This is a genomic window from Klebsiella sp. WP4-W18-ESBL-05 (assembly GCF_014169075.1).
Lineage (GTDB): Bacteria > Pseudomonadota > Gammaproteobacteria > Enterobacterales > Enterobacteriaceae > Kluyvera > Kluyvera ascorbata_B.
Genome location: NZ_AP022057.1, coordinates 3,301,585 through 3,319,435 on the forward strand (window position 1 = coordinate 3,301,585; position 17,851 = coordinate 3,319,435).

16 protein-coding genes are annotated in these 17,851 nt (G+C 54.6%); 4 read left to right on the plus strand and 12 right to left on the minus strand.

Annotated features, from left to right (window positions below; genetic code table 11):
- Nucleotides 1-34: 34 nt before the first annotated feature.
- The 4 genes from nuoB to H7R58_RS15805 all read right to left on the minus strand — a co-directional run bounded on the left by nuoB (nucleotide 35) and on the right by H7R58_RS15805 (nucleotide 4,218).
- Entirely contained in the window at nucleotides 35-709 is a 675-nt protein-coding gene (gene nuoB, locus H7R58_RS15790; protein WP_002913178.1) for an NADH-quinone oxidoreductase subunit NuoB, read from the minus strand.
- Between the two features lie 15 nt (nucleotides 710-724).
- Nucleotides 725-1,171, minus strand: coding sequence for an NADH-quinone oxidoreductase subunit NuoA (nuoA, locus tag H7R58_RS15795; protein WP_106924274.1), 447 nt, complete (start codon nucleotides 1,169-1,171; stop codon nucleotides 725-727).
- Between the two features lie 625 nt (nucleotides 1,172-1,796).
- Entirely contained in the window at nucleotides 1,797-2,738 is a 942-nt protein-coding gene (gene lrhA / locus H7R58_RS15800) for a transcriptional regulator LrhA (protein WP_106924273.1), read from the minus strand.
- Between the two features lie 499 nt (nucleotides 2,739-3,237).
- On the minus strand, nucleotides 3,238-4,218 hold the full coding sequence (locus H7R58_RS15805) for an IS5-like element ISKpn26 family transposase (protein ID WP_000019445.1): 981 nt from the start codon (nucleotides 4,216-4,218) through the stop codon (nucleotides 3,238-3,240).
- A gap of 626 nt (nucleotides 4,219-4,844) precedes the next feature.
- Between H7R58_RS15805 and alaA the strand changes: the two genes are divergently transcribed.
- Together alaA and yfbR are read left to right on the plus strand one after the other, a co-directional pair.
- On the plus strand, nucleotides 4,845-6,062 hold the full coding sequence (gene alaA / locus H7R58_RS15810; protein ID WP_106924272.1) for an alanine transaminase AlaA: 1,218 nt from the start codon (nucleotides 4,845-4,847) through the stop codon (nucleotides 6,060-6,062).
- 83 nt (nucleotides 6,063-6,145) lie between these two features.
- Complete coding sequence (gene yfbR, locus H7R58_RS15815; protein ID WP_106924271.1) at nucleotides 6,146-6,745, plus strand: 5'-deoxynucleotidase; 600 nt, start codon at nucleotides 6,146-6,148, stop codon at nucleotides 6,743-6,745.
- Nucleotides 6,746-6,853: 108 nt separating this feature from the next.
- Here the strand turns inward: yfbR and H7R58_RS15820 are convergent, their stop codons facing one another.
- From H7R58_RS15820 to yfbV, 4 genes are all read right to left on the minus strand, one after another.
- Nucleotides 6,854-8,686 carry an SLC13 family permease gene (locus tag H7R58_RS15820; protein WP_106924270.1) on the minus strand — a complete coding sequence of 611 codons (1,833 nt, stop codon included), beginning with the start codon at nucleotides 8,684-8,686 and terminating at the stop codon, nucleotides 6,854-6,856.
- 102 nt (nucleotides 8,687-8,788) lie between these two features.
- Nucleotides 8,789-9,448: a sugar phosphatase gene (locus H7R58_RS15825; RefSeq protein WP_182930253.1), complete on the minus strand. Its 660-nt coding sequence runs from the start codon at nucleotides 9,446-9,448 to the stop codon at nucleotides 8,789-8,791.
- 11 nt (nucleotides 9,449-9,459) lie between these two features.
- Nucleotides 9,460-9,954 (minus strand): YfbU family protein, encoded by a 495-nt coding sequence (locus H7R58_RS15830; RefSeq protein ID WP_035892491.1) that lies wholly within the window; start codon nucleotides 9,952-9,954, stop codon nucleotides 9,460-9,462.
- Between the two features lie 83 nt (nucleotides 9,955-10,037).
- Entirely contained in the window at nucleotides 10,038-10,493 is a 456-nt protein-coding gene (gene yfbV / locus H7R58_RS15835) for a terminus macrodomain insulation protein YfbV (RefSeq protein ID WP_106924269.1), read from the minus strand.
- Nucleotides 10,494-10,829: 336 nt separating this feature from the next.
- Between yfbV and ackA the strand changes: the two genes are divergently transcribed.
- The gene (gene ackA, locus H7R58_RS15840) at nucleotides 10,830-12,032 is read left to right on the plus strand and encodes an acetate kinase (protein WP_182930252.1); all 1,203 of its coding nucleotides are present in this window, start codon (nucleotides 10,830-10,832) and stop codon (nucleotides 12,030-12,032) included.
- A gap of 77 nt (nucleotides 12,033-12,109) precedes the next feature.
- Nucleotides 12,110-14,254: a phosphate acetyltransferase gene (gene pta / locus H7R58_RS15845; protein WP_106924267.1), complete on the plus strand. Its 2,145-nt coding sequence runs from the start codon at nucleotides 12,110-12,112 to the stop codon at nucleotides 14,252-14,254.
- A gap of 93 nt (nucleotides 14,255-14,347) precedes the next feature.
- Here the strand turns inward: pta and yfcD are convergent, their stop codons facing one another.
- The 4 genes from yfcD to H7R58_RS15865 all read right to left on the minus strand — a co-directional run bounded on the left by yfcD (nucleotide 14,348) and on the right by H7R58_RS15865 (nucleotide 17,753).
- Complete coding sequence (yfcD, locus tag H7R58_RS15850) at nucleotides 14,348-14,899, minus strand: NUDIX hydrolase YfcD (RefSeq protein WP_106924266.1); 552 nt, start codon at nucleotides 14,897-14,899, stop codon at nucleotides 14,348-14,350.
- Between the two features lie 57 nt (nucleotides 14,900-14,956).
- A complete protein-coding gene (yfcE, locus tag H7R58_RS15855) occupies nucleotides 14,957-15,508 on the minus strand; it encodes a phosphodiesterase (RefSeq protein ID WP_182930251.1) in 552 nt (183 codons plus the stop codon).
- A gap of 56 nt (nucleotides 15,509-15,564) precedes the next feature.
- Nucleotides 15,565-16,209, minus strand: a complete 645-nt coding sequence (gene yfcF, locus H7R58_RS15860) for a glutathione transferase (protein WP_182930250.1) — start codon at nucleotides 16,207-16,209, stop codon at nucleotides 15,565-15,567.
- A gap of 125 nt (nucleotides 16,210-16,334) precedes the next feature.
- A complete protein-coding gene (locus H7R58_RS15865) occupies nucleotides 16,335-17,753 on the minus strand; it encodes an aldehyde dehydrogenase family protein (protein WP_182930249.1) in 1,419 nt (472 codons plus the stop codon).
- Nucleotides 17,754-17,851 lie beyond the last annotated feature (98 nt).

The following is a 17,851-nucleotide window of genomic DNA, read 5'->3' on the forward strand; positions in this document are numbered from 1 at the left end:
GAAGTCAAAAGATGCCACCGCCCGCAGGCGCAAATTAAATCTCGTCTGGCGTGCGCAGATTCGTCACTGCAATGCGTTCGCCGCGTTTACGCTCGCGTTCCGACTGCATATTGGCGCGGTACACGCCCTGATCGCCAACGACCCATGACAGCGGGCGACGTTCTTTACCGATGGACTCCTGCAACAGCATCAGCGCCTGCATATAGGCTTCTGGACGCGGCGGGCAGCCCGGAATATACACGTCAACCGGGATAAACTTATCGACGCCTTGCACCACGGAATAGATATCGTACATGCCGCCGGAGTTGGCGCAGGCACCCATCGAGATAACCCACTTCGGTTCCAGCATCTGGTCATACAGGCGCTGAATGACCGGGGCCATTTTGGTAAAGCAGGTACCGGCCACCACCATCAGGTCAGCCTGACGCGGGGAAGCGCGCAGTACTTCCGCACCAAAACGCGCAACGTCATGCACCGCAGTGAATGACGTCACCATTTCTACGTAGCAGCAAGAAAGGCCGAAGTTGTAGGGCCAGATTGAGTTCTTACGACCCCAGTTGACCATGTCGTGCAGCGCGTGTTCGAGTTTCCCCATGTACACGCTTTTGTTCACCTCTTGCTCCAGGGGGTCGGTCACGATCTCCTGCTTTTGCAGAGGGTAACGGTCGTTCTCACCGTTAGGATCTATGCGGGTGAGCGTATAATCCATCTTATTGCCTCGCTTTTACTGCGTATTACGGTTAGTGACGCTGTCGTTTTCCGGGTTTACCAGCGTGCGGCGAGAACGCGCAGGCGTCCAATCGAGCGCGCCAATGCGAACGAGGTAAACCAGACCGGCCAGCAGCACAAATATGAAAATGGCGGCTTCGATAAAGCCAACCCAACCGCTCTCGCGAATGGACGTTGACCAGGCGTACAGGTAAAGCGCTTCGACGTCGAAGATGACGAAGAACATGGCGACCAGATAGAACTTGGCCGACAGGCGCAGTCGTGCGGAGCCAACGGAGTCGATGCCCGATTCAAACGGGGTGTTTTTGCTACGCGCGCGCGCGCGACCGCCAAGGTACCAGCCGCCGATGAGCATCAGGCAGCAAAGGCCAATGGCAATGATCAGAAAGATAGCGAATGCCCAGTGATGAGCGATGATTTCAGTGGATGTTGACATACGCAAAGCTTACCAAATTAGTAGCTTACCCTGCTCTGCTCTTACCGGCAGATGGACGCTACATCGATTCATGGGGAGGATTAAAAAACCTACAAACAGCCCAATTGGAACGCCAGACCGCAAAATGTTGAGGTTTTTTACTCCTTTCTATAACCTTTTGTCAACTTTAACAAAAGTTTCCTCACATTAATTTACATCAAAGTCATTTCATTAACATTACGTGCCCTTTGATTCTATTCACCTCAGTAGACCTTAAGGTTTATCGGTTGGTGAATCGTGTCCGTTTTGTAGCAATGACAGGAATTACCCCTCTATTTTGACAGGAATTACTAACGATTCCTCCCCCCCATGAGGGGTATTTTCTTGATCTAAGACACGCTTTTGTTAATTCGCCCTGTAAAACGGCAACAATCTATCCGTTTTTTTAACATTAGCAGGAGATATGGCATTGCGTTTGCCATGGGTAGGTATGAATAGAAAAATAATTCTAATTACATGATTATTATCACATTAATAAATTTATTTTTTCGGTCCTGGCGAAAAAACGCAAAAAAAGAACCGCAAACTGGTTTTTTATCGTCTACGATTCTTTTTTGCACTTACATTTTGTTACTACTTTTCAACCGGAATGTTAATCAATGTCCCTTTCAAATATAAGGGGATTATCTCCCTCTTCCGGCGTATACACACCCGTCTGTGGCCAGGCGTCGTGCCGCGGTTCTTGCGACTCAAAAATCATCTGCGCTAGCTCGTTGCCGCTTTCCGCGTTATAGCTCAGCATGTATTCGGTTTCCGGCAGATCCGGCATCCCTTCCCCTTTCCCCAACGCGCGCAGATCGGGGCTCATCATTTCTACCGGGCGCGCCGTCACGCCAAGCCCAGCCTTCACCGCCGCGCGAACGGCCGAGAGCGACGACGCAACGTAGGCTAAACGCCACGGCATTCCGGCGGCATCAAGCGTCTTGAGGATGGTGTCGCGGAACGGGCTTGGATCGTCGAGCAGCACCAGAGGCATCGGCTCTTCGGGGCGCAGCGTAAACTCCGCAGCACAGTACCAAAGCGTAGGCGAGGTCCGCAGTACCGTCGAGGCAAAACCTTCCAGCGGGTGCGACGTTAACGCCAGGTCCACTTCTTGATTCTTGAGCATATCGGCCATCACGCAGTGACGTTTTACCCGCACGTCAAGCGCCAGCTTAGGATACGCCGAGCTAATGCGGTTTAATAAAAACGGCAGAATGGTGTCCGCAGATTCGTCGGATGACCCCAGCGTCAGTTGACCCTGTAGCGGGTTAAACATTAGCGACGTGCATGCTTCATCGTTAAATCGCAGAATTTTTCGCGCATAGCCCAGCAGTTGAATACCGTGCTCCGTTAACAGCTTATTTCGCCCATGACGGGCAAAAAGCTCCTTTCCTACCAGCTGCTCCAGGCGCTGCATCTGCTGGCTTACGGCGGATTGGGTACGGCACACCGCGGCAGCAGCGGCGGCAAAGGTGCTCAGATCGGCAACAGCAACAAAGGTTCTCAGCAGATCGAGGTCGAGATTCAGTATCGGACGATTAGCATTTATCATATTAATCCACTTACAGGTGCGGAAACCGACCTGCCTTATTGATGCTGCACTCAAAAATTTCAGGCTAATCCTTTAAACATCTTTCACCAATCTCTGACGAATGACTGCCCGACGAGTGTCAGTATTAAAATTGTCTGCGACGGCAATGCGCGCAGTTCCTTTTTACAATATGTCCGTAAACATGTCGCTATTTATCGGGTTCTCCCTGGGTGAGGCCTCGCGTAAGAAGTTGTAGGAAGCGACTTCGCGATTATGCTTCAGAGGGATTGCTGTACGTTTTAAAAGAAGCTAATAAATATGATGAATAACATTGAGTTATAAAACCTATAATGATAATCATCAGTGAAACTAAGGAAGGTGCGAATAAGCAGGTCATTTCTTCCCAAGCTGACTCGCTGATTAAAATTTCGCGGATCTGGGCCGATTTTTTTCCCGCAAACACATCGAATCAGCCTATTTAGGCTATTTTTTCCACCATTTCTGGCGTTATTTCCGGTTTTTACTGAGATCTCTCCCACTGACGTATCATTTGGTCCACCCGAAACAGGTTGGCCAGGGTGAATAACATCGCCAGTTGGTTATCGTTTTTCAGCAGCCCCTTGTATCTGGCTTTCACGAAGCCGAACTGCCGCTTGATGATGCGAAACGGGTGCTCCACCCTGGCACGGATGCTGGCTTTCATGTATTCGATGTTGATGGCCGTTTTGTTCTTGCGCGGATGCTGCTTCAAGGTTTTTACCTTGCCGGGACGCTCGGCGATCAGCCAGTCCACATCCACCTCGGCCAGCTCCTCGCGCTGTGGCGCTCCTTGGTAGCCGGCATCGGCTGAGACAAATTGCTCCTCTCCATGAAGCAGATTACCCAGCTGATTGAGGTCATGCTCGTTGGCCGCGGTGGTGACTAGGCTGTGGGTCAGGCCACTCTTGGCATCGACACCAATGTGGGCCTTCATGCCAAAGTGCCACTGATTGCCTTTCTTGGTCTGATGCATCTCCGGATCGCGTTGCTGCTCTTTGTTCTTGGTAGAGCTGGGTGCCTCAATGATGGTGGCATCCACCAAAGTGCCTTGGGTCATCATGACGCCTGCTTCGGCCAGCCAGCGATTGATGGTCTTGAACAATTGACGGGCCAGTTGATGCTGCTCGAGCAGGTGGCGGAAATTCATGATGGTGGTGCGATCCGGCAGGGCGCTATCCAGGGATAATCGGGCAAACAGGCGCATGGAGGCGATTTCGTACAGGGCATCTTCCATGGCACCGTCGCTCAGGTTGTACCAATGCTGCATGCAGTGAATACGCAGCATGGTCTCCAGCGGATAGGGCCGTCGGCCATTGCCCGCCTTGGGATAAAACGGCTCGATGACAGCGGTCATATTCTGCCATGGCAGAATCTGCTCCATGCGGGAGAGGAAAATCTCTTTTCGGGTCTGACGGCGCTTAGTGCTGAATTCACTATCGGCGAAGGTGAGTTGATGGCTCATGATGTCCCTCTGGGATGCGCTCCGGATGAATATGATGATCTCATATCAGGAACTTGTTCGCACCTTCCCTAACTCATAGGGCTCTTACTGACCTCAACATATTAACCGAAATCCATAAGATTTATAAGCCTTAATAAGCCGTATCTCAAACTGAAAAAGGTTTAGAATCAAAACAATTTAAGAAATCTAACAAATCACATTCATTACTTTTCAAAATATAAAAAAATATTAATCTTTGCGATGAGTCACCATTAACATCAGCTTCACAAAAATGGGTATCATGCCTAATCCTTATTTGCTGAGATTTTATTTAAAATTAAAATCGTTGAAGGATGATTAAAGTATATCCAGGCAAATGAATCTTAAGCTAAATCATTTCTTTTTTATCAGACGTAAACACCACACCTAGACCCAATAGCGGTAGATTGAACTGCAAAGCAATAAATTAACAAAAGATCGCACAAAGAGACACGTCATTCCTTAGTAAAAAACATTGTCCCGGCATCAAGGAATGAACAAAATCTTCTACTGCTAACCCTTCAAAACGACGGGGATGGGGAGTACATTGTTCGGTGCTGACTTCCACGGCAGGGAGTGGCGATAACAGCTAAAAAGGTCAAAGATTCATGTCCCCCATCGAAAAATCCAGCAAGTTAGACAACGTTTGTTACGACATTCGTGGCCCGGTTCTTAAAGAGGCCAAACGCCTTGAAGAAGAAGGCAACAAGGTTCTTAAACTGAATATCGGCAACCCGGCTCCTTTCGGGTTTGACGCGCCGGATGAAATTCTGGTCGACGTGATCCGCAACCTGCCGACGGCGCAGGGCTACTGCGACTCCAAAGGCCTTTACTCCGCGCGTAAAGCGATCATGCAGCACTACCAGGCGCGCGGCATGCGCGACGTGACGGTAGAAGATATTTACATTGGCAACGGCGTTTCCGAGCTTATCGTGCAGGCCATGCAGGCGCTGCTCAACAGCGGTGACGAAATGCTGGTGCCGGCTCCCGACTACCCGCTGTGGACAGCGGCGGTGTCGTTATCCAGCGGTAAAGCGGTGCACTATCTGTGCGACGAGTCCGCCGACTGGTTCCCGGATCTCGACGATATCCGGGCCAAAATCACGCCGCGCACCCGCGGTATCGTGATCATCAACCCGAACAACCCGACTGGCGCGGTGTACTCGAAAGAGCTGCTGATGGAGATCGTGGAAATTGCCCGCGAGCACAACCTGATCATCTTTGCCGACGAGATCTACGACAAGATCCTGTATGACGCCGCGCAGCACCATTCGATCGCCGCGCTGGCGCCGGATCTGCTGACCGTGACCTTTAACGGCCTGTCCAAAACCTACCGCGTCGCTGGCTTCCGTCAGGGCTGGATGGTGCTGAACGGGCCGAAGAAACACGCCAAAGGCTATATTGAAGGGCTGGAAATGCTGGCTTCAATGCGCCTGTGCGCCAACGTTCCGGCGCAGCACGCTATCCAGACCGCGCTCGGTGGCTATCAAAGCATCAGCGAGTTTATTACGCCCGGCGGGCGTCTGTACGAACAGCGCAACCGCGCATGGGAGCTGATCAACGAGATCCCGGGCGTTTCCTGCGTGAAACCGCAGGGCGCGCTGTATATGTTCCCGAAAATAGACGCGAAACGTTTTAATATCCACGACGATCAGCGCATGGTGCTGGACTTCCTGCTCCAGGAGAAAGTGCTGCTGGTTCAGGGCACCGCCTTCAACTGGCCGTGGCCGGATCACGTGCGTATCGTTACCCTGCCGCGTGAAGACGATCTGGAAATGGCCATCACCCGCTTTGGCCGCTTCCTGTCGGGTTATCACCAGCTGTAATCGTGTCCAGGCCGTCGGCATTTGCATCCGACGGCCATCTCTGCGCACAATGCCTTTACCACAGTTACTGCGTAAGGGTCGCTATGAATCAGAGTCATTTTTTTGCCCACCTTTCCCGCCTGAAGTTAATTAATCGCTGGCCGCTGATGCGCAACGTGCGCACCGAAAACGTCTCTGAACACAGCCTCCAGGTCGCAATGGTCGCCCATGCGCTTGCCGCCATTAAAAATCGCAAATTTAACGGCCAGGTCAACGCAGAACGTATTGCCCTGCTGGCGATGTACCACGACGCTTCTGAAGTGTTGACCGGCGATCTTCCTACGCCGGTGAAGTACTTCAATTCGCAGATTGCCCAGGAGTACAAGGCGATAGAAAAAATTGCCCAGCAGAAGCTGATTGAAATGGTGCCGGAGGAGCTGCGCGATATTTTTGCGCCGCTGATCGATGAGCATCAAAGCAGCGACGAAGAGAAAGCAATCGTCAAGCAGGCCGATGCGCTGTGCGCTTATCTGAAGTGTCTGGAAGAGCTGTCGGCCGGCAACAATGAATTTCTGCTGGCCAAAGGTCGTCTGGAGAAAACGCTGGCTTCACGGCGCAGCGAAGAGATGGACTACTTTATGGCGGTGTTCGTGCCAAGCTTCCATCTTTCGCTGGATGAAATAAGTCAGGACTCACCGCTGTAACGCCTCCGGATGGCGCTGCGCTTATCCGGCCTACAGGAAGTGAACCGTAGGCCGGATAAGGCGTTTACGCCGCCATCCGGCATTGCGCGCCTGCCCCTGCGAAAATCGTCAGAACGGGAACAGAATCGGCACCAGCACGACGCAGATAATCATCACCAGCACGGTAAACGGCACGCCAATTTTGACGAAGTCGCTGAAGCTGTATTTCCCCGGTCCCAGAACCAGCGTATTCACCGGCGATGAAACCGGCGTCATAAAGGCCGCCGAAGCGGCCATGGCGACGATCATCGCAAACGGATACGGCGAGACGCCCATCGATTTCGCCGTTGCCAGCGCAATCGGCGCCATCAGGACCGCGGTCGCGGTGTTAGAGATAAACAGGCCAATCGCGGCGCACATCACAAACAGACAGCCCAGCATCAGGTAAGGCCCCTGCCCGCCGCCGATATCCATCAGCCCTTTCACCACCAGATCAACGCCGCCGGTTTTTTGCAGCGCCAGCGCAAACGGCATCATGCCGACGATCAAAATGATGCTCGGCCAGTGAATCGATTTATAGGCGCTTTGAGCATCAATGCAGCGGAATTTGCCCATCAACAGGCAGGCAATAATCGCCGCAATCGGGTTAGGTATTTCGTCGGTCAGCATCAGCGCCACCATCAACACCAGGCAGAAAATCGCGTGCGGGGCCTGGCTGTGGGCGGGTGAAGCATCGCTGACTTCAACCGGCAGGTTAAGCACGACGAAGTCACGACCGTTTTGCGCCAGATGGCTTATCTGCTTCCAGTTTCCCACCACCAGAACGATATCGCCCAGCTGCAGGGATTCATCGACCACCGAGCCGTCCAGCGCCTCGCCGTCGCGCTTCATGCCTACCACGTTGAGGCCGTAGCGGGTACGGAAGCCCATCTCACGAATGGTTTTGCCAATCAGCTCAGACTCCGGGATAAGCGAGACTTCTGCCATCCCCACGTCCAGCGCCTGATCGGAGAAATACTCGCCGCGCAGCACCATCGGCTCCAGCATTTGCTCGGAACAGAACTGACGCAGGTCGATTTCGGCGGCGGACATGTCAATCAACAGCACGTCGCGGGCGCGGAATTCCGATACCCCGTTAACATTGACGATCACCCGGCGGAAACGCCGCCAGCGCTCGACCCCGATAATGTTAGCACCGTAGCGCTCGCGCAGCTTCATATCGTCCAGACGCTGGCCGATCATCGGCGAACCGGGGCGAATGGCCAGCCGACGGGCGCGACCGGTTAACCGGTATTCTTTGATTAAATCACGGAAGGTGCTGCGCTTGCGCCCATCGCGCGGCTGGCTGCTGTCGTCGCCCTTGAGCATAAAGCGCATCACCAGCATATAGAGGATACCGAACACCAGCACCACCAGGCCTATCGGCGTGACGCTGAAGAAGCCAAAGCCCTCCAGCCCTTCGCGAATAAGCTCACTGTTGATAACCAGGTTTGGCGGCGTGGCCACCAGCGTCATCATGCCGCTGATAAGACCGGCAAAACTCAGCGGCATCATCAGCCGCGATGGCGAGATATTCATGCGCGCCGAAACGCTTAGCACCACCGGAATAAAGATAGCGACAACGCCGGTCGAACTCATAAATGCCCCGAGTCCGGCGACGGTCAGCATCAGAAATACCAGCATTTTGGTTTCGCTGTTGCCCGCCACCTGCACCAGCCAGGAGCCCATCTTGGTTGCAACCCCGGTGCGGACCAGGCCGTCGCCGATAATAAACAGCGCGGCAATCAAAATAACGTTAGGGTCGCTAAAACCAGAAAAGGCTTCGCTAAGGCTAAGCGTGCCGCTGAGCACGAAAGCCACGATAATGCCCAGCGCGATCGCATCCATGCGCACCTTGCCGGTAGCAAAAAGCACCACCGCAATCGCCAGCAGACAGAGCACCCAAATCAGTTCACCGTTCACAGCACATCCTTGTCATCAAATAAGCGGTAAGTTGTTCAAGTAAAAAGCCGTTAACCATAGTGACAGAAAAAAGCCCCAGCAATGTGGGGCTAAATCATAAGATCATGCATTCTGCGAGACGTTGACCAACCCGCTCGGCAGTTTTTCCACACGAAGCGACGCCAGCGTCGATAGCACAAAGTCAACCTGCCGCAGTTCCGGCGTTCCGGCGGGTACGTTCACCGCCGCCACGCGACAGCCTGCTGCCAGGCCAGACTGTACCCCCGCAGGCGCATCTTCAACCACCAGACAGCTCTGCGGCGCCAGCCCCAGTCGCTCGGCACCCAGTAGGTAGGCATCGGGCTGCGGCTTACCCCGCTTCACCTGCTCGGCGGTGACAAACACCGCCGGCATCGGCAGACCGGCCGCACGATGGCGAGCATGTGCCACCGGAATCGATCCGGAAGTGACAATCGCCCATGGAATATGCTGCGCATCGAGCTGGTTCAGCAGCGCCAGCGCGCCGGGCAGCGCGCTGATACCGTCAAGATCGGTGGCTTCTATCTGCTCAAGACGCAGGAATTCCGCCTGAATTTCCGCTTCCGATTTACCCGGCATAAAGTGACGTAGCGTGGTGATGGCCTGCTTGCCATGGATAAAATCCAGCACCGCGTCAGGACTGACGCCGTAGCTTTCGGCCCAGAAACGCCAGGAACGTTCCACCACCGCCAGTGAATCTACCAGCGTACCGTCTAAATCAAACAGGAACCCCTTACACTGCACGGCGGCCTCCATCAGGCATTGATGATCTGATTAATTTCGTTGCTGCTCAGGTGATACTGGCGCGGGCAACCGTGCCAGACGTTCAGCATACGCTGGTATTTGTCCCACATCGGCGTCTGGGCGTTGAAACCGTGGGTGCCGGCATCAAAGTGGGTATAGCGGCCTTCCACGTTCACCATAAAGCGCACGTAGCCAAGGAAACGCGCTTCGGTCGCGGCGTCAAAGCCCAGGAAGGTCACGCGGCGTTCATCAATGGTGTCGGCATCTTTCAAGTTGGTCCAGGAAACGTGCAGCGCGTGGTACATTTCCATAATGTCGATAACGATGCGGCAGGTCTCTTCTTTGAGCTCCCCGAATTCCCTGTCCAGTTCACGCATCTGCAATCCATAACCACGTTCAATAATGGTTTGCAGGCGGCGGTAGCGCTCAGCGTTGTCGGGATCAAGCATAGTCATCATTTTGTACTGATTAGACAAAATCAGACGTTGAGCATGGGTCATTTCCATTTTTCGACTCCTGTTGCGCGTTGCGGCAAAAAAAAAAAGACACAAAGTTTGTGTCTTCTTTTATATGCGTTTTTCGCTATCAATTACAAATCATCGAGGAAAGTTTTATCCAGTTGTTTGAAGGCGCGCTTAAGCGTGTCAGCCAGCGCCTGGTAATCAGGCTTACCTTCGACCGGCGACAGCGCCTGCCCGGCTTCCTGTAATTTGCCGCGCACTTCGTAGAACCACTGCAGCGTTGACGGCGGCAGCGGCGTCACGGAACGCTTGCCTAACCACCACAAACCCTGCATCGGCAGGCTGAGGGCGAACAGCGCGGTCGCTACCGCCGGGCCGAGCTGACCGCCGAGCGCGATTTGCCAGCAGAGCGTAAATATGGCCAGCGGCGGCATGAAACGGATCGCATGGCGCGTCGCGCGAATCACACGGTTCTCAACAAACACCGGCGCAAGACGTTTTTCCAGCGGCCACGTCTTTGCATAGTGCTGCCCCCGGCTAAACAAACTGAAAAAACTGACCGGGCGTTGCTCGGGAGTCGACATGGCTTACCTCAACTTCACGTATAAAATTTAAAATATTTTTTAAAACAACAACTGCGTATGACATCGTTCAAAAAATTTTGGCATCCACCCGACGATCGGGTATCCTGTGCCAGCCTGAGATAGCCAGATTCTATCCCCTCCGGCATATCAAATTATCGCATATTCTGCCATTGGCTGAAAATTATGCAAAATGGCTTAGAATCAATATGTATTTCTTAGATCATGCCTGAAAACTGTTCCGGGCATGATGTTAATCATAAATGTCGGTGTCATCCTGCGCTACGCTTTATGACTCATTGACGTTTTTTTAGCCACGTATCATAAATAGGTACTTCCATGTCGAGTAAGTTAGTACTGGTTCTGAACTGCGGTAGCTCCTCACTGAAATTTGCCATCATCGATGCAGTCAACGGTGAAGAGTACCTCTCTGGTTTAGCCGAATGTTTCCATCTTCCAGAAGCACGTATCAAGTGGAAAATGGACGGCGGTAAACAAGAAGCGGCTTTAGGTGCAGGCGCCGCTCACAGTGAAGCGCTGAACTTCATCGTTAATACAATTCTGGCACAAAAACCAGAACTGTCTGCTCAGCTGACCGCGATCGGCCACCGTATCGTACACGGCGGCGAGAAGTACACCAGCTCCGTTGTGATCGACGAATCCGTTATCCAGGGCATCAAAGACTCTGCCTCTTTCGCGCCGCTGCACAACCCGGCTCACCTGATCGGTATCGCCGAAGCGCTGAAATCCTTCCCGCAGCTGAAAGACAAGAACGTTGCCGTATTCGATACCGCGTTCCACCAGACCATGCCGGAAGAATCCTACCTGTACGCTCTGCCGTACAGCCTGTACAAAGAACACGGCATCCGTCGCTATGGCGCGCACGGCACCAGCCACTTCTATGTGACTCAGGAAGCCGCTAAGGTTCTGAACAAGCCGGTTGAAGAACTGAACATCATCACCTGCCACCTGGGCAACGGTGGTTCTGTTTCTGCTATCCGCAATGGCGTATGCGTCGACACCTCTATGGGTCTGACCCCGCTGGAAGGTCTGGTGATGGGTACCCGCTCTGGTGACATCGACCCGGCTATCATCTTCCACCTGCACGACACGCTGGGTATGAGCATCGACCAGATCAACAAGATGCTGACCAAAGAGTCCGGTCTGCTGGGTCTGACCGAAGTCACCAGCGACTGCCGTTATGTAGAAGATAACTACAAAGAAAAAGCGGACGCTAAACGTGCAATGGACGTTTACTGCCACCGTCTGGCGAAATACATCGGCTCTTACACTGCGCTGATGGAAGGTCGTCTGGACGCCGTTATCTTCACCGGCGGCATCGGTGAAAACGCTGCAATGGTACGCGAACTGTCCCTGGGTAAACTGGGCGTTCTGGGCTTCGAAGTTGATCACGAACGTAACCTGGCTGCGCGTTTCGGCAAGTCTGGCTTCATCAACAAAGAAGGCACCCGTCCTGCCATCGTTATCCCGACCAACGAAGAGCTGGTCATTGCACAAGACGCCAACCGTCTGACTGCCTGATATCACACCGCCAGCCTAGCTGGCGGTGCTGTTTTGTATCCCGCCCAAAACCGGCGGTAAACGAAAGAGGATAAACCGTGTCCCGTATTATTATGCTGATCCCTACCGGAACCAGCGTCGGCCTGACCAGCGTCAGCCTTGGCGTTATCCGTGCTATGGAACGCAAAGGCGTTCGTCTGAGCGTCTTTAAGCCAATCGCTCAGCCGCGCACCGGTGGCGATGCACCTGACCAGACGACCACTATCGTTCGCGCTAACTCATCTACCACCACGGCAGCTGAACCGCTGAAGATGAGCCACGTAGAAGCCCTGCTCTCCAGCAATCAGAAAGATGTGCTGATGGAAGAGATCATCGCTAACTACCACGCGAACACCAAAGATGCAGAAGTGGTTCTGGTTGAAGGCCTGGTCCCGACCCGTAAGCACCAGTTCGCGCAGTCTCTGAACTACGAAATTGCCAAAACGCTGAATGCAGAAATCGTCTTCGTGATGTCTCAGGGTACCGACACCCCAGAGCAACTGAACGAGCGCATTGAACTGACTCGCAACAGCTTCGGCGGCGCGAAAAACACCAACATCACCGGCGTCATCGTTAACAAACTGAACGCACCGGTTGATGAACAGGGCCGTACTCGTCCGGATCTGTCTGAAATTTTTGACGACTCTTCCAAAGCGCAGGTCGTTAAAATCGACGCTGAACAGCTGAAAAGCACCAGCGCAATGCCAATCCTGGGCGCGGTACCGTGGAGCTTCGATCTGATCGCCACCCGCGCTATCGACATGGCACGCCACCTGAACGCGACCGTGATTAACGAAGGCGACATCAACACCCGCCGCGTGAAATCCGTCACCTTCTGTGCACGTAGCATTCCGCACATGCTGGAACACTTCCGTGCAGGTTCCCTGCTGGTGACCTCCGCAGACCGTCCGGACGTGCTGGTTGCCGCCTGCCTGGCCGCCATGAACGGCGTAGAAATCGGTGCCCTGCTGCTGACCGGCGGCTACGACATGGATCCGCGCATCAGCAAGCTGTGCGAACGTGCATTCGCTACCGGCCTGCCGGTATTCATGGTGAACACCAACACCTGGCAGACCTCTCTGAGCCTGCAGAGCTTCAACCTGGAAGTGCCGGTTGATGACCGCGAGCGCATCGAGAAAGTTCAGGAATACGTGGCTAACTTTATCAACCCAGAATGGATTGATTCCCTGACCGCGACCTCTGAACACAGCCGTCGTCTGTCTCCGCCGGCATTCCGCTACCAGCTGACCGAGCTGGCGCGTAAAGCAGGCAAACGCGTTGTTCTGCCGGAAGGCGACGAACCGCGTACCGTTAAAGCCGCTGCCATCTGTGCCGAACGCGGTATCGCCACCTGCGTACTGCTGGGTAACCCGGATGAAATCAACCGCGTTGCGGCGTCTCAGGGCGTTGAACTGGGCGCTGGCGTTGAAATCGTTGACCCGGAAGTGGTTCGCGAAAGCTACGTGGCTCGCCTGGTCGAACTGCGTAAGAACAAAGGCATGACCGAAACCGTTGCCCGCGAACAGCTGGAAGACAACGTGGTTCTCGGTACCCTGATGCTGGAACAGGACGACGTTGACGGTCTGGTTTCCGGTGCCGTTCACACTACGGCGAACACCATTCGTCCGCCGCTGCAGCTGATCAAAACCGCGCCGGGCAGCTCTCTGGTGTCCTCCGTGTTCTTCATGCTGCTGCCGGAACAGGTTTACGTTTACGGTGACTGCGCGATCAACCCGGATCCAACTGCAGAGCAACTGGCAGAAATCGCTATTCAGTCCGCTGAATCCGCGATTGCTTTCGGTATCGAACCGCGCGTGGCGATGCTGTCCTACTCCACCGGTACCTCTGGTGCAGGTAGCGACGTAGAGAAAGTACGTGAAGCGACTCGTCTGGCACAGGAAAAACGTCCTGACCTGATGATCGACGGCCCGCTGCAGTACGATGCTGCCGTTATGGCTGACGTTGCGAAATCCAAAGCGCCGAACTCTCCGGTTGCCGGTCGCGCTACCGTGTTCATCTTCCCGGATCTGAACACCGGTAACACCACCTACAAAGCGGTACAGCGTTCTGCCGACCTGATCTCCATCGGGCCGATGCTGCAGGGTATGCGCAAGCCGGTGAACGACCTGTCCCGTGGCGCGCTGGTAGACGATATCGTCTACACCATCGCTCTGACCGCGATTCAGTCTTCACAGCAGGGCTAATCCTTCTGCCGCCCGTTCGCGGGCGGTTTAGGGCAAAAAAAATCCGGAAGCGGGAAACCGTTCCGGATTTTTTATATCTGTAGCAGAGCGACATTATTCGTCGTCTGCGTCTTCCTCTGCATGGGTTTCGTTGTTTGCGTTGCGGGTCATCCACAGCGCCAGCGCCTTCAGCGAGTCATCGGTAAACTCATCGCAACGCGCGGTGATCTCTTCCGGCGTCATCCAGCGTACGCCGCTGACTTCTTCTTCCTGCAGGGCAAACGGCCCGTGGGAGACGCAGCTAAACAGGCTTCCCCAGACGCGACAGTTTTTATCTTCAAAGTAGAACTGCCCGTGATCGGCGAACGGTACGCCAGCAATGCCTAATTCTTCTTCTGCCTCGCGGCGGGCTGAGTCCAGCAGCGTTTCATCAGCCTGAACAACACCCCCAGCGGTGGCGTCCAGCATACCCGGCTGGTAGTCTTTTGTTTCGGTGCGGCGTTGCACCAGAATTTTGCCCATACCATCATGCACGACGATATAGGTTGCCCGGTGACGCAGGCACTGCGCGCGCATCTGTTCACGGCTCGCCTGCGCGATGACCTCATTGTCCTCGTTGACAATATCGACCCATTCCGTGCTTGCCAAATGATTCTGCTCGACCATCCGAAAACCTTACCTTGAAAGCGCTCTTTATGGCGCGTTTTATGATTGATGGGTAACTTACGGGTTAATAGCAACCTCTGCAATAACCTGTTGATCATTGAGTGTCAAAACGTGCAATTTATGACCTTCAAGCAGCCCATAGCTGGCAGCGAAACCGCCCTTGGGAATGCTAACCGAACCGGGGTTAAATAAGAATATCTGTTCATGCTTTTCTGCCACCGGCAGATGCGTATGTCCAAAAACAAACACATCACCGGCTGCCAGCGGCGGCAGGTTACCGGGGTGATAAAGATGCCCGTGGGTCAAAAACAGACGCTGATGTTCGGTAAGGACCTGCTGCCACGGCGCGCTAAGGGGAAACTGCAGCAGCATCTGATCAACTTCGCTATCGCAGTTACCGCGCACGGCAATAATCCGCTCCGCAACGCTATTGAGCCGCTCGGCAACCTGCGCGGGCGCATAGCCATCGGGTAAGGCGTTGCGCGGCCCGTGATTGAGTACATCGCCCAAAATAACCAACCAGCGTGCACCGCTCTCGTGAAAGCGGGCCAGCACTTTCTCAGCGGCCGGTAGCGAGCCGTGAATATCCGATGCAAACATCAGCTTCATTAATCAAATCTCCCACGATGATAACCCTGTTATCATAATGGATTCTCTCGTTTTTTTCAGCCTGCGCGTTTGGCCGAGAGCGCAACATAGCGCTGTACCGACGCCCTCTGCCACTGGAAGGCAGCGTAATCCGCCAGCGCCTCCGGCACATCGTCGCCGTTGAACACCAGACGGTTGAGCATCAGCGCCAGGTCAGTATCGGCCAGACACCACTCGCCAAACAGATTAGGACGCCCGTGGGCAAGCAGCGCACTGGCGGTGTCAAACAGTTTAGCTGCGCTTTTGCGTCCTGCGTCCGTCAGCGGCGCTTTTTTCTCACCGGCAAAGATAACCGACGTCGGACGTTCTTCGCGTATCGGCATCAGGTCGCTGCGTAACCACGCCTGGATCTGTCGTGCACGGGCGCGTTTTTGCAGATCGTGAGGGTACAAACGCTCCCACTGCGGCGGCGCGAAGCGTTCATCAAGGAATTCGGTAATGGCGGAGGATTCGCTGAGCTCAAACCCTTCAAGCTCAAGCAGCGGCACGCGGCGGGTCGCCGAATAGCCGCGCCAGCCCGGCTGGAGGTGCTCGCCGAGGTCAAGGTTAACGGTCCTTAGCGTAAACGCCAGCCCCTTCTCCTGCAGGGCAACGTAGACGGACATCACGTAGGGTGAGAAAAAATCGGAATCAGACCAAAGCGTTATCACAGGCTGGCTCATAGCGTCCTCAATCACGGGCAGGAGATGCACGAACGATGGACGCAGAACGCGTCCATCCAACATAGCTGTCAACATAGCCTGTCTGGCAGGTGATGTCACTTGTCCGCAACATGAGGATTTTGCAATCAGCCGACCACCAGCGTTTTCGGCTCAAGATAGGCCTGCATGCCCCATTTTCCCATCTCGCGGCCCAGCCCTGACTGCTTCATGCCGCCAAACGGCGCCAGCGGTTCATTCTCAAGGGTATTGACCATCACGCGGCCGGATTCAATCCGCAGCGCCAGCGCCTCGCCTCGTTCCCGTGAGCCGCTTAATACCATCGCGTTCAGGCCATACTCGGTATCGTTGGCAATCGTCAGCGCTTGTGCCTCGTCGCGATAAGGGATCAGTACCAGCACCGGCCCAAAGATCTCTTCGCGGGCAATACGCATCTGGTTGTTCACATCGGTGAAAATGGTCGGCTTCACGTACCAGCCTTTTTGCTGTCCCGCGACGCGCCCTTCGCCACCAACCAGAATCCGCGCGCCCTCCTGCTGACCTAACTGAATATAGCCCTGCACCCGCAGCCACTGTTTCTGGCTGACCATCGGGCCAATCACGGTCTTACTATCACGCGGGTCGCCGGTGGTGAACCCGGTCATCGCCTCGATAAATGCCTGCTCAAACTCAGCCTGACGGGAGGCGGGAACCAAAATACGCGTCCCGGCGATGCACGCCTGCCCGCTATTCATAAACCCAGCTTCCAGCGCCCGATGTACCGCCACCTTCACATCCACATCATCGAGGATCACGGTCGGCGATTTGCCGCCCAGTTCCAGCGTGACGCGCTTAAGCGTGCGGGCACCGCTTTCCACAATGTGTTTGCCCACCGCCGTCGAGCCGGTAAAGGAGATTTTGGCGATGTCCGGATGGTGATTGATCGTTTCCCCCACCACGTCTCCCCGCCCGGTGACAATGTTAAACACGCCCGCTGGAATATGCGCGGCGTGCAGAGCCTCAGTCACAATCTGCGTCTGCCAGGCGCTCATTTCGCTCGGTTTGATAACCGCGGTACAGCCGGAAGCCATCGCGGTCGCCAGCTTATTGCAGATAAAACCGGCATCGCTGTTCCACGGCGTAATCAGCCCGGCGACACCGACCGGCGTCATCACTACTTTGGCGCGGCCAACCTGTTCTTCGAAGCTAAATTGCTTAAGCGCATCGATGGCGCAGCGAATCGTCTGAGCCGGCCAGGACGCCATCCAGTGTGCACGTACCGATGGCGCACCGTACTCGGTGACCAGCGCTTCCAGCAGATCGGCTTCTCGCGCCTGTACGGCCAGGTACATTCTCTCCAGCACCACAATACGCTCTTCACGGGTCGTCTGCGACCAGGCCGGGAACGCGGCTTTCGCAGCGGCAATAGCGCGCAGGGTGTCCTCTTCATCCGCCAGTCGCACCTCGCCAATCACGGTTTCGGTTGCAGGGTTAAACAGCTCAAAAAGCTCACTACCGTGTGGGGTAACAAACTCGCCGTTGATGTAAATCTGGTTGATGTGCAGCATGATTCGGTCCTCTCATCGTGGGATGCCGTGGAGTATAGGAGCCGCGCATCGTAACGATAAGAGGGTATAATATGGACGACCTGTCACGAAAATCGGAA